Annotated in this window: 13 protein-coding genes; 8 read left to right on the plus strand and 5 right to left on the minus strand. The window is 41.3% G+C overall.

Features of this window, described 5'->3' with window-relative positions; genetic code table 11:
* Positions 1–31: 31 nt before the first annotated feature.
* The 4 genes from DYI03_RS03420 (at position 32) to DYI03_RS03435 (ending at position 6,751) form a co-directional block, all read left to right on the plus strand.
* Positions 32–1,420 carry a hypothetical protein gene (locus DYI03_RS03420; RefSeq protein ID WP_021670203.1) on the plus strand — a complete coding sequence of 463 codons (1,389 nt, stop codon included), beginning with the start codon at positions 32–34 and terminating at the stop codon, positions 1,418–1,420.
* Positions 1,421–1,478: 58 nt separating this feature from the next.
* Positions 1,479–2,585 (plus strand): DUF4876 domain-containing protein, encoded by a 1,107-nt coding sequence (locus DYI03_RS03425; RefSeq protein ID WP_021670202.1) that lies wholly within the window; start codon positions 1,479–1,481, stop codon positions 2,583–2,585.
* 92 nt (positions 2,586–2,677) lie between these two features.
* Positions 2,678–3,670: a leucine-rich repeat domain-containing protein gene (locus DYI03_RS03430; RefSeq protein ID WP_021670201.1), complete on the plus strand. Its 993-nt coding sequence runs from the start codon at positions 2,678–2,680 to the stop codon at positions 3,668–3,670.
* 645 nt (positions 3,671–4,315) lie between these two features.
* A complete protein-coding gene (locus tag DYI03_RS03435; RefSeq protein WP_051549782.1) occupies positions 4,316–6,751 on the plus strand; it encodes a C10 family peptidase in 2,436 nt (811 codons plus the stop codon).
* Between the two features lie 350 nt (positions 6,752–7,101).
* Here DYI03_RS03435 and DYI03_RS03440 read toward each other — a convergent pair whose 3' ends face one another.
* From DYI03_RS03440 to nusB, 5 genes are read right to left on the minus strand one after another with little or no spacing between them, the layout of a single operon-like run.
* Positions 7,102–7,548, minus strand: coding sequence for a DUF5606 family protein (locus DYI03_RS03440; RefSeq protein WP_004358536.1), 447 nt, complete (start codon positions 7,546–7,548; stop codon positions 7,102–7,104).
* Between the two features lie 29 nt (positions 7,549–7,577).
* Positions 7,578–8,138, minus strand: a complete 561-nt coding sequence (gene coaE / locus DYI03_RS03445; protein WP_021669462.1) for a dephospho-CoA kinase — start codon at positions 8,136–8,138, stop codon at positions 7,578–7,580.
* Entirely contained in the window at positions 8,135–9,142 is a 1,008-nt protein-coding gene (locus DYI03_RS03450) for a CdaR family protein (protein ID WP_021669461.1), read from the minus strand. Before DYI03_RS03450 ends, coaE begins: the two co-directional genes overlap by 4 nt.
* 31 nt (positions 9,143–9,173) lie before the next feature.
* A complete protein-coding gene (yajC, locus tag DYI03_RS03455) occupies positions 9,174–9,506 on the minus strand; it encodes a preprotein translocase subunit YajC (protein WP_004358494.1) in 333 nt (110 codons plus the stop codon).
* Between the two features lie 14 nt (positions 9,507–9,520).
* Entirely contained in the window at positions 9,521–10,588 is a 1,068-nt protein-coding gene (nusB, locus tag DYI03_RS03460; RefSeq protein WP_021669460.1) for a transcription antitermination factor NusB, read from the minus strand.
* Positions 10,589–10,853: 265 nt separating this feature from the next.
* Here nusB and DYI03_RS03465 point away from each other — a divergent pair, with 265 nt between their 5' ends.
* Genes DYI03_RS03465 through purN form a run of 4 tightly spaced genes read left to right on the plus strand, consistent with a single transcriptional unit; the run spans position 10,854 to position 13,068 of the window.
* Positions 10,854–11,456: a 50S ribosomal protein L25/general stress protein Ctc gene (locus tag DYI03_RS03465; RefSeq protein WP_021669459.1), complete on the plus strand. Its 603-nt coding sequence runs from the start codon at positions 10,854–10,856 to the stop codon at positions 11,454–11,456.
* 12 nt (positions 11,457–11,468) lie between these two features.
* On the plus strand, positions 11,469–12,041 hold the full coding sequence (pth, locus tag DYI03_RS03470; RefSeq protein WP_036870311.1) for an aminoacyl-tRNA hydrolase: 573 nt from the start codon (positions 11,469–11,471) through the stop codon (positions 12,039–12,041).
* Positions 12,041–12,457, plus strand: a complete 417-nt coding sequence (locus tag DYI03_RS03475; protein ID WP_004358534.1) for an RNA-binding S4 domain-containing protein — start codon at positions 12,041–12,043, stop codon at positions 12,455–12,457. The genes pth and DYI03_RS03475 overlap by 1 nt, the downstream gene beginning before the upstream one ends.
* Before the next feature lie 29 nt (positions 12,458–12,486).
* On the plus strand, positions 12,487–13,068 hold the full coding sequence (gene purN / locus DYI03_RS03480; protein WP_021669457.1) for a phosphoribosylglycinamide formyltransferase: 582 nt from the start codon (positions 12,487–12,489) through the stop codon (positions 13,066–13,068).
* Positions 13,069–13,252: the final 184 nt, after the last annotated feature.

Below are 13,252 nucleotides of genomic sequence, written 5' to 3' on the forward strand. Positions count from 1 at the left end.
AATTATCAGAACAAATAAACAAAACAAGGATATGAAAAAAATAAATTATACCTTGATATTAGCCTTCATAGCTTTATCATCTCTATTCACAGCATGCCAGAGAAATGGAGATATGCCAGACATTACTGATGCTAATTCAACAGTGGATCACCTCATTTTCAAAGAAGTTTTTTACATTGGTTACTGCACTTATAGGGATTTGTCTTCCTTCCCCGGCGTCAAAAGCCAATATAGCAGATACGAGGATGCCAACTATCTGGTGATATGCAATCCTACCAATAAACCAATATCACTTGAGAATATGGCAATTGCTTGTCATGTTGTCGACCCAAGTATCCAATATTCATTCCAAAAAGACGGTAATGGAGATTTCACAAAGCGATACTATGGCATTGGAGGAATGTCGTACTTCCCCAACGACCCTGTGACAAAAAAGCCACATGTCATACAGCCAGGTGACAGTGTCATCATCGTGAATTATGCGTGCGATCACCAGAAGAAATTCCTTGCCGAGAATGAGACCACAGAAGAAGAGGCAAAGAAAAATTACTATGGCTGGGAGGCTCTGCCCGACTACAGCAAACTTCCAAAGGACAAGACCTTTGAATTGTGCAACCAGCATTCACCGAAAAATGGAATGTGCGACCCTAACGACAAATTTGACAACAAGGATATTCCAAATATGCGTGACCTTGTTTTGTGGACTGAACTACCATTTAAGGGACCAAGCCAGAGTATGCGTATGGCTTTAGTGAAACTTCCTGATGGCGATGCAACCAAACCTCATGCCAAAGACGAAAACGGATTTTATCCTGACGAATCGCCACGCTCTCGCTACAATTGGTATCGACTATATGATTTGTATGGAACCGAGCAGGATCAAATTAATGACGAGACAGATCCGCTGAAGAAAAGAGAACTGGAAAAGAACAGAAAATACCCAACGGCATACTACCACATGATATATAACACAACTGGTATGGGCGGCATCAATGCTATTGAGTTGAATTACAATTGGGTTGTCGACTTCCTTACCATTTGCCCTTCGACAGAGAAGAAAATGGACTTGCTGACAGGTCCAAGCTCTGTAACTGTGTATGATGCAACAGGACATCCCGTAATGGAAGGATCAGAAGAAAAGAAAGAAAAAGTATGGTGGTACGACAGAGGAACAGCAAGTGTCTGCAATAGGATATTTGGAATTAACGACTTTTCTAATCCCTCTTTCGATCCCTCACAATTACAAGGCGCACTGATTCGTCGCACCAATGGAAAAGGATTTGTAGCCGAAATGAGTTCTGCGCTGAACTTCACGAAAGGTGTACCATCATTGTGCAGACGCGACAGCAAGGGAAAACCGTTAGATATGACTGCATACTGGAAGGTTAATTCCATCAATGCACGTACCAAGAAGAATTAAGAGTTGAGACGTACAAGAATAACTAAACAACAATCATTGATATAAAGAAGACAAACAAATGAAGAAGATGATGTTATGCGCATTGGCAACAATTGCGCTTTTCGCAAACTGTGCACGTGACGGACAACCTGAAGAGAAGGAACATACCGCTGAGACAGAAAGCACGGACCTGATTATAAAAGACATTTACTATGCTGGGGACTTCGTGGAGACACCTTACGGCAATAAATCTGAAGAAACGGATGACAAGTTTATTGCCGTCTACAACCCTACCGACCATGACATAAGTCTTGAGAATATGGCTTTGGCACTATGTCAGTACAACGCCGTAGACAAAGTCAACTTTGAAAAGCCTAATTGCGATTATAGGCAGAAAGCATTTGGTGTTTCCAACATGATTGGTTTTCCCAAAGATAAAAGTGGCATGCCATACACCGTAAAAGCAGGCAAAACTATTGTTATTGCCATGAGAGCCATCAATCATGCGGAAGGATACAAGAAGTATTTGAAAGAGTATGGAGAAGATCCAGCTAAATACAAAGGTATCGAAAAACTGATCGACCTTTCCAAAGCCGACTTTGAATGGGGACAGAATGGTAACGAAAAAGTTCCACATATGACGTTCCTCTATTGTAAGGAAAACGACAAAGAGCAGGAAAAAAGAATGAAAGAGGACAAATCGAAAGTCGGAGTATGGGATGAAGACGACGATGAGTATGTACCTTTCGGATTTGAGCGTAACTTCACCATTGCGCTGATACGTTTGGCAGAACCTATTGAGAAGATAAAAGAGAATATGAACAATGCCAAAGTAAATGAAGCGTTGCTAAGAGAAATCGAAGATCCGATGGCAAAATATGGACGCTATGTCATGTGGAACGAAAGTGGACATCACTCACATTCACAAATTTTTATGTTCTTACCGAACCAATGGGTTGTTGACGCCGTAAATGTAAGGTTCAAAGGAGCTACTACTGAAAAAAGTTTCCCGATATCGGGTACACTGGACAAAGGTTGGAATGGCGTTTACGAAAAGGCTGATGATAAGATAGACGTTGGTGCAGGCAAGATGATTACTCGACGTTTTAATGGAAAAAGATTTTCCGATACAAACAACTCATCGGTTGACTTTGAGGTCAAGAAGGTGGTTGTACCTACGAAATAAGAAGGCATAGGCATTATAAATGCCTGCCTTCTCTTACTAAACTTCATAAAATAGGTTTTACCTAAATATGTTTAATTTAATGTTTTTATAGTATGAGAAAAATTTATATGTTAACAATGAGCCTGTTGGTTTGCATAGGTGCACTGGCAGACAACAATGGGTCTATTGGTGAAAATTTGAAATGGTCGTTTACCGATGATGGCACACTTACCATTAGCGGAAAAGGAGAGATGCAACACGCAGAAGGTAACTCTGTTTATGCATGGGGTGGTGAAAATCCGCAAGTAAAGCGCAACGACATCAAAAAGGTTGTAGTACAAGAAGGCGTTACGTCTCTTGCTGAATATATATGTTGGGACTTTGCAAACCTTCAAGAAGTAACGCTACCTAAGTCGTTGACCAAGTTGGGAAAAGAATGTTTCAAACATTGTACTGCGCTCAAATCCATAACATTACCAGACAACATCTCCATGATTGACGAGAGTGCTTTTGAGGAATGTAATGCTTTGGAAACCGTTACTTTCCCGAAGAATCTAAAAGAGATAAAGGCAAAAGCATTCCACACCTGCAATCTTAAGAAGGTAGACCTTTCGCAAACACAAGTAGAATCAATTGGCATGGGGGCTTTTGCCCATAATGCCAAATGCACAGAGGTGTACTTGCCAAAGACACTCAAAACGTTCTTTGGTACCGATGAGGGTGCTTTTGGTGACTGCAGCAGTCTAAAGAAAGCGGTGTGCCTTGCCGTCAATCCACCCCAAACCCTTGACGGAGGTGAAGACTTTATCAACGGAGGCATCAAAATGGATCCTGTTGATTATGTAAACATTTTCACTGGCTTTGATGACGAGTTTGTTTTGGAAGTACCAGCAGGAAGCGAGGAGAAATACAGAAACGCAAACGGCTGGAAAAATGTAGCCAACAACATTACTACTGGCATTCGCGGCGTCAAGGCAGCCCAGGCAAAAGTTGGCGTGTACGACATCACCGGCAAGAGATATATGAATCATGCAGATGCACAAACACTCAACACATTGCAACGTGGCATTTATATCATCAATGGAAAAAAGGTTTTAGTTAAGTAACGCACATTATTCCCCCACCCATAGAATGTATTAAAGATGTACCTAAGAAAACGTGCATAGAGACAACAAATTCCGTGCACCATAAAACAAAAGTTATTCTATACATACTGGAGGTGGGGATTTTTTATTTTATCAAATTTACCTTAGGCTATACCTCGTGTTACAAAAAAACACAAGATAAAAAAGACTATTGTTGTCCGTTAAAACTTTTTGAGCCTAAAAATTAGGACTGGATCCCTTCTGACTTCGTCACTTTTTCAAGACACATTTGTAAGTACTTTATAATCAATACTTATCTTTGTTGCTTAGGGTGACGTGCGAAAAGGCGAGTAAAGTAGCAAACTCGACTCCCCTTGTACGAGAAATAACCTGATTTTTTATATTCTTGCCAAGAAGTATTGAATGATTTATATTTCTGAGTGACACGAAGACAAAGTCAGGAAAAAGCAGTGGAAGTACAGAGAAATGAAAGATGAATTATACACTTTTAAGGACACTGCCAGAATCACTTTTTAGGGCGGTTCTATAAATTAGCTTTGACAGATTGTGAGACTATTTTTGAGGTCAATTTGTTTGTGAGTGAAGGAGTATAGCGAGCTATACGACTGAATGAACAAGCAAATTGAACCAAAAAGAGTCCACAAGATGACAAAACGTAAAAAGATTGACATAGAAAACTTTACGGTGGTAATTGATAGGACCACCCTTTATACCAATAAATTAAATATGAGGAAAATTTTTACATCTTTAGTGTTGCTATGCGCAACAACCTTGGCTTTTTCCGCCCCTGTTGGCAGACAACAAGCCCGACAAGCTGCATTGGCTTTTATCAAGAGCCATGCAAGTACTAACTCCCGGGTCGTTAGACGAGCTTCACAAGCCGCACCCTCGCTCAACGAGGTGGCAAGTACCAATGCCTACTATATTTTCAACGTAGGCAAGGGACAGGGCTTCGTCATCGCCTCTGCTGACGACCGCACGGCTGACGTGTTAGGTTATGCAGAAGAGGGAACATACGACGAGCAGCAATGTCCAGCATCGCTCAAGATGCTCTTGGCACAATATCGACAGGAGGTGCGCATGCTGAACAACATACCTACCACCACAAAGCCTGCCACCACGCGCGCCAGCAGAAAGCTGCAACCCATTGAACCGTTGCTGAAAACCACATGGAGCCAGTACGGTCCCTACAACCAACAAACGCCCATGCACAAAAACAAGCACTGTGTCACGGGATGTGTTGCCACGGCAGCAGCCCAAATTATGGGCTACTACCAGTATCCTAAGAAGGCTCCCGCCATGCCTGCCTACACGGCTCCGTCGGCTCATCTGCAAGTTCCCGAGCTTGCCGAGAGTACCTTCGAGTGGAACGACATACTGCCTTCGTACCGCATTCCCACCACCCAGCAGCAGCAAGACGCTGTGGCTAAGCTGATGAGATATGTGGGACAGGCGGTGTATATGGATTATACCGCTGATGATTCGGGCGCCGATTCCTACAACGTGATATTGTTCCTTACCCGATTGTTTGGATACTCTAAGGACATGCACCGTGTTTTCAGAGACCGTTACACCAGTGAGGAATGGTACAATCTGATATACAATGAGTTGAAAGCAAAACGACCCGTATATTACTTTGCCGAAGATGTGGTGTACAACTATGGTCACGCCTTTGTCTGCGATGGCTACAAGGAAGGCGACTACTTTCACATCAACTGGGGCTGGGGAGGTCAATTCAACGGCTACTATCGCCTATCGGTTCTTTCGCCACGCGAATATGGATTTACGCAACTGCCCAGTATCTACACACGCGAACAAGGAGCTATCATCGGATTCAGACCAAGCGAAGGTGCTGATGTATTTCCCAAAGTCGTTGACGTCAAGGAGATGACTCCCCTACAAGATCAAAGTCGCTCGAACAGCAGCGATGACTTCACGGATTTTGACATCACCATGAAATGCGTGAACAATTACGGCGAAGCCTTTGATGCCGATTGCGGCTTAGGCTTTTGGCAGGGAGGTAGATTGATAAACGCCGTACAGCTGTTCAGCTCAAAGTTCAAGCGCGACGGCAAGATACAAAAGAAAGAAGCGAACTTCAACATACCACACACCCTCGCCAACGGAAAGTACACCGTGCTACCCGTTTACCGCATACAAGGCGAAAGCGAATGGAAAGCCTGTGGTGGCATTGGAGACATGGCGCAGGAGATAGAGATTACCAACACGGAACTGAAGACCTCCACTGCCAAGCCTGTTTTAGAGGTGAAGAAAGTGGACGTGAAAGGTAGCAAGGAGGCAGGACGTCCCCTGTTCGTCACCCTCACTATAGAGAACAAAGGCGACGAGCTGTACGACACCTTCGACATGCTCTTCAAGTATAACTATGTAGCTTCCGCCACCACCTTCCTGCCGGCAGGACAGACGACGGACGTGATGTTTGAGCTGTATCCAAAGGAGGTTGGAGAGTTCGACTATTCCTTCGAATGTAAATCGGGCGCCACTATCAGCTCTAAAGGAAACATTACCATTACTGAACCTAAGTCGCAGAACCTTCCTTCGGTTAAGGTGAAAATCGAACAAAGTGAAGAAAACGCTTTCCAAGCTCCTGCTATGAGGGGGAAACTCATTGTCACCAACAGCGAGAATGCAGACTATTGCGGCGGTTTCGACATTGAGCTGCGTTGCAGGAAAGGCAATACAAACGAGGCTTACCTTGAAAACAAAATCTCGCTGGCAGACATCATTCCCGCCAATAGCACGAAGGAAATACCGTTCTCGATAGACAACGTTGTCGCTGGGGCACAATATGCCATTTACGTAGATGGCTATAAGGTCGAGAAAAAAGAAGACTTCATCCAGGGTGGGATGCAATACGTACCTAAATGGGAGCGCATTCTCAAGACACCGTTCTACATGGCAAAAGCCGCACCAGCAGCAATCACTGTTCCGCACATCAGCAATGAGCCGATGCTCATATACAACCTGCAAGGTGTGGTGGTAGGCAAAGGCGAACAACAGTTCGAGTCACTGCCAAAGGGCATCTACATCATCGGTGGCAAGAAACTAGTTAAGCGATAACCACCATCCTCATCAGCCCATTCATCTTTTCGACAAGGCACAGAAACTTTCTCGTGACCTTTTCGGAGTTGAATGGGTTCTTGCATGTCCTTGCATGAACAGCAGTTCTAAAAAAGTAGGCTAATATTGGATGCTTACAGCTTTAGCAATAAGGATAACAAAAGTGGCTTAATAATCAAAAGATAGAATAAAAAAACTCCATCTTTTGCTGCTGAACCAATAATAAAGCTATGGGAAAGGGCGAGGTATGAACAAAATTTTGCTCTGACTTTATAGCTGAAAGATTTTGAATGCTATAAAATCAGAGCAAAATAGGGCTTTGATACATTATATATTGGAACGATGAGCGTTTATTTTTCCTCTTCTTGCACCTCTTCTGAATTGTCGTTGTCAGCCTTTAATATTTCTTCAAAGTTAGAAATACCAGCGTTAATCAAGATGTCGTACCATTGCAACAACTTCTTTATATCGCTATTGTGTACACGGTCGCGGTCAAAGTCAGGCAGGATTTCAGCAAAATAATCTTGCAATTGTTTAGCTGAAGCCTTGCGCCAATTCAATGAAGTAGGCTTTGCTTCCTCTTTGTCACGCACATTTGCAAGCACTTGGTACAAAGGAACATCTTCGTTTTCGGTGAACATAGAGATGTCACTAAGACTTGTAACACGGTCGGTAGCAAATGTTGGTACACGTTTTTTCTTTTCATCGAGTGTTTCAACGATAAGATTCATTTTACCATGACTTACCAATTTATAAAGTCCAGGTTTGCCTGCTATTGAAAGAATTGTTTGTAACATATTTGTTTTTATTTTTATTATTGATTCGTTTAAATTATTTCATCAATTATTTGTTTGATTTGTGTGTCTAAATTTCTTTTTCCGTCATTCACGATTTCATAGTCGCTGTGTCTTAAAATTTCCTCTTGCGGTAACTGACGGTGTATCCATTCTAACGCTTTCTCTGGAGAAATATTGTCGCGTTGAACAATGCGTGCCACACGAATGTGTTCTGGAGCGGTTACGCAAACTACTTTCTCGATTGGTACACGATTGATAAAATCGCTTTCAAAGAGTATGGCACTTTCTAACCAATCGGCACCCGACTGCATGAAATCGGCTGCCACGGCTGGGTGAACAATGTTATTGATAGCTTGCTTATTGCTTTCGCTTTCAAGAAGGAATTTTGCAATGACAGATTTTTGTATGGTTTTGTTGATAAAAATAGGCTGTTTTATAAGCTGAAATAGCCTATTTTGCAATTCAATTGATGTGCGCATCAATTTTTTTGCTGCTGCATCGCAATCATAAACCTTGATGCCATACTTGCGTAGTTGGTTGCAAACATACGATTTGCCACTACCAATTCCCCCTGTTATTGCAACTTTCATTTCTGCTCAATAAGGTAATCGACCACATTTATCATAGGATGTGCATTGCGAACTCCGTTTGGTGTGGCTTGAATATAGACATGACATTTCTCTGCTTTTGTCTTTAAAATCTCATTGTAGTCTACTATTACTTTGAAGCCAATGGGTTGTAATTCGCGTGTCTCTATGTTTTTAGGCATAGAGCGAAGTCGTTGTGCACCAACAGCAAACCTTACTTTTATTTTTCCAGGGAAGATTCTCATCGTCTTATCAGTCGGAACGTTAATGGCTTGAATAGGAACTTCAACGTATTCTTCCGTCAAAATATCAGGATAAAGTTGCATTTTTACACGATAGGGGAGTGGCTTTGCATTCTTTATTTTGGCTATCTTGACTTCTTGCTGTTGCATTTCCGAGAAGTTTAACACCTCAACTCGTTCTGTAGAAACGTACTGAATGCTATCTAAGACCTTCTTTGTTGCGTATATCGTTACGCTGTCTGGGGTAAATTGCACCCTTGAAAGATAGTAGCCTTCGGCTGGAATTGCCATACCTTGCAGTCTGATTGGCACCTTTTTATGTTGTCCATAATTGTAAGAATAGGTAAGATTGTTAGCTTTTACGCTTACAATTTTTGAGCTGGAATACAGTTGTTGTTGTACCAATCGTTGAATTTCACTTACCAAAATCTCGCCGTTATTGCTGCCTTTATTGCATGTTTCGAAATCGAAAAATAGTGGTCGGAAATCTCCTCGGAACATGTAACTTCCTATGACATAACCTTTATCACGCACCACGACCTTTACCACAGAATCTACTTCGCCCGTTAATACCACATTTTTAGGTATCCCCGCCAAGCGCAAATCTATGGTAAATTCTCTCTCATAGTAGTCGTCAAGCACGTTTGTTAGCCAAAACAAACCGCTCAGCATGAGAAAGAACAAAAAAATCAGAAACTCCTTGTTGAATATTCTCGACACGAAGTTCCTGAAAAAGCCTAATGTATGTAGTGTTTTACCCACCATTTGCAAACCATTTTCAATTTTGCAAACCTAATTATTTAGCTTGATTCATGCGCATTGCTTCAGCATCGGCAAAAACATAGCCTTTGTCTACTGAAATAACAACACCACGTGCAATTTCAACATCAATTTTATTGGCTGTCAAATCAACACGCTTTACAATGCCAAAGATACCACCTCCGGTAACGACAGAATCACCTTCTTTCAGTGCATTTTGGAAAGCACGAATTTGTTTTTGTTTCTTTTGTTGTGGGCGAATCATGAAAAACCACATGATAGCGAAGATTAGAATCATCATAACTATCATTGGCATTGCGCCGCCTGACTGTCCTGCAGCTTGTGCAGCAAGTAAAAAAGCTGTATTCATTTCTTATTTATTGATTAAAATTCTTTGTTTTCATTTTCATTCATTTCATCTTGATAACCATTCTCTTCAAAATGATTCTTTTGAGGAGTGAAGCGTTGGCGATGAGGACGATTGTATCCTTGGTTATTTTGCATTCGTTGCGGTTGTCTACGTTCTGGCAACTGCTTGAATATAACCCCAATGTCAAACAAATAGCGAGCAATAGCATCGAGCATACCATTGATATAACTTCCACTTCTTGGGGTACTATAAAGTTTGGCAAGCTCAACGTATTCGTTAATTGATACCGAAACTGGTATGTTGGGGAAATTAAGCATTTCTGCAATGGCTATTTGCATGATAACAATGTCCATATAAGCCAAACGCGAGAAGTCCCAATTTCGACTTGTTTCGCTCATGTAACGTTGATAAGTATCTGCATTTAAGATGGTTGAACGGAAAAGTTTGATTGCAAAATCTTTATCTTCTTCGTCCTTAAATTCAGGCAATAATTCTTGATTTGCTTTGTTGGCTGGGTCAAAACGCTTAATGGTTTTTACGACAAACGTATCAACAATTTCTTTATCATCGTTCCAATACAAACTCTTTTCCTCAAGAATAGCGTCTAAATCTTCATTGTCTTGAATCAATGCTTTATATAATTTGCGCCATAACTCTCTGTCAATATCGTACGAATCTTCCTCGCTTTCCATGAATTCTTGGTAGATAACCGATTGTTCAATTTGGTCACATATTTTACGAACAGTTTCCATGTCATCGTTCCAATGATGTTGCTGTCCTTCCATAAATGCGTTCAACTGTTTATTTTCTTCGAGTTGTACAGCGAACTTATTGAAAGCGAAGCGTTCAGAAGGAGTTTCAGTGCCTTCTCGTTTTGCCTTATTCGTTAGAATCTCTACGCGGCGGCGCTCCTCCTGCGTTATTGAAACAATGAGCGATAGAAGATAATTATACAAGCCATACGCCTTTGATAAACTGAAAAGAAGCTCTTTTTCTGCTTTATCAATATTACGATCCCCATTTTGGTAGTAAGCGTAGGTTAACTGTACGACCTTTATTCTTATTAAATCTCTATTTATCATTGCCCTATAAAAGTTGTGTTTCGTTATAATCTATTGTTTTGCAAATGTAAAAAAAATATGTGTTCCATGCAAGAGAATGTCCTTTTTTCTTGATTTTTAGGCATTATATAGGCATAATATTTGTGCATTTACGGAAAAAGGAGTAACTTTGCACCGCTTTTTGCAAATTGAGAACAGCAATTTATGGGATTTTTACAATCCTTTGTTTGCAGTATCAGTGTGTGATGGCGAATTAAATATTCATTAATTTAGAGTAACACAAACAATGAAACAAATTCAAATTTCAGGTAAGAAGCGTGAGATTATTGGCAAGAAAGCCTCTAAGGAACTCCGCAAAGAAGGTTTAATCCCATGTAACCTTTATGGTGAAGTAAAAGAAAATGGCAAACCAGTAGCTTTAGCGTTTGCATCTCCTATGGCAGAGCTTCGCAAGTTGGTTTATACTCCACATATCTATGTTGTAGAGTTGACCATTGACGGCGAAAAGCATTTGGCTGTTATGAAGGAAATTCAATTCCACCCAACTACAGATGCTGTTCTTCACATCGACTTCTACGAAGTAAACGAAACTAAGCCTATTGTAATGGGTGTTCCTGTTAAGCATACAGGTCTTGCACAAGGTGTTCGCGATGGTGGTCGTATGAACATGTCTATCCGTAAAATCAACGTTAAGGCTCCTTACTCTCACATTCCAGAAACGCTCGAAATCGATGTTACTAATCTTCGTATCGGTAAGAGTATCAAGGTTGGCGATTTGAGTTTCGAAGGTCTTGAACTCGTAACTCCAAAGGAAGTTGTAGTATGCTCTATTAAGGCTACTCGTAACTCTGTTGCTTCTGCTGCAAGCGAAGAAGAAGACGAAGAATAAAGTTGAACAACATTGGACAAATATCTAATATGTGGCTTGGGGAACCCTGGGCGTGAGTACGAGGGAACTCGCCACAATACAGGATTTATGGTATTGGACGCCTTTGCTAAGGCGTCCAATATTGTTTTTGAGGACAAGCGTTATGGCTTTATTGCCGAAACAATGCTTAAAGGGCGCAAGATAATTCTGCTTAAACCTACTACTTTTATGAATCTTTCTGGCAACGCAGTACGCTATTGGTTGGAAAAAGAAAAGATTGATGAGAAACGTTTGTTGGTTATTTCTGATGAATTAGCCCTTCCTTTAGGTGCCTTTCGTTTGAAAGCTAACGGTTCAAATGGTGGACATAATGGCTTGGGACATATCCAACAACTCATAGGACAAAACTATGCTCGCCTCCGTATGGGTATCGGAAACGACTATCCGAAGGGCGGACAGGTTGATTGGGTATTGGGTAAATACACGGAAGAGGATATGAAAACGCTTCAACCCAGCATTGATACAGCAGTAGAAATCATTAAAAGTTTCGCCCTTGCAGGTATCAACATTACAATGAACCAATTCAATAAATTAGGAAAGAAATAATGAATGAGGTTGCACGAATAGATAAATGGTTGTGGGCAGCACGCATTTTTAAAACACGCAGCATAGCATCTGATGCGTGTAAAAACGGACGTGTAACTATCAAAGGAATCAACGTTAAACCTTCGCATACCATAAAAGTAGGCGATGTAATTAGCGTTAAGAAACCACCCATTACTTATTCGTTCGAAGTATTAAAACCCATTGAAAGCCGTGTAGGTGCTAAACTTGTGCCAGAGGTCTACAAAAATGTTACCGATGCCAAGCAATACGAATTGTTGGAGATGAGTCGGATTAGTGGATTTATTGACCGTGCTCGTGGAACAGGTCGTCCTACCAAGAAAGACCGTCGTCAAATAGATGCTTTTGTAGAGCCTGCCATGTTTGGTTTCGACGATTTTGATGACGAGGACGAATAATTTTAACCGAAAACGCACTTATAAAAAATATGGTAAACATCGCAATTTTTGTGTCAGGAAGTGGAAGTAACTGTGAAAATATTATTCGTTATTTCCAACAAAACAATGAGGTTAATATTGCATTGGTGATTAGTAACAAGGCTGATGCTTACGCTCTTACACGCGCAAAGAATCTGAATGTGCCTTCCATTGTTTTGCCAAAAGCCGAATTTAACGACCGTACAAAGGTTTTAAACCTTATGAAGGAAAACAAAATTGACTTTATAGTTTTGGCTGGTTTTCTTCTCATTATCCCCGATTGGCTCATTGATGCTTACCCAAAACGTATGCTCAACCTTCACCCCGCCTTACTTCCTAAGTTTGGTGGCATTGGTATGTATGGTCATCATGTCCATGAAGCTGTGCGCAAAGCCAACGAAACCGAAACAGGTATGACCGTTCATTGGGTTAGCAATGTTTGCGATGGAGGCGAAATTATTGCCCAATTCCGCACGCCAATAACTCCGAATGACACGCCAAACGATATTGCCGACAAGGAACACGTTTTGGAAATGGAACATTTCCCACAGGTTATTGAAAGTGTTTTAAAGCAAGAAGGGTTGATAAAGTAATGCTCTAAAAGCCTCACCCCAACCCTCCCCGTTGGGGGAGGGAGTGTAAATAAAAAAAAGGACAAGTCGGACGGGTCAGACAAGTCCGACAATGGAGAATTAAAACAAAATTTTAAATTAAATTACACTTATAACCCCAACTAACAAGCAAAGTTGCGCTCCTGCCCCCATCGGGGAGGGTTGG

Origin of the sequence: Prevotella disiens, assembly GCF_900454955.1 — a bacterium.
Lineage (GTDB): Bacteria > Bacteroidota > Bacteroidia > Bacteroidales > Bacteroidaceae > Prevotella > Prevotella disiens.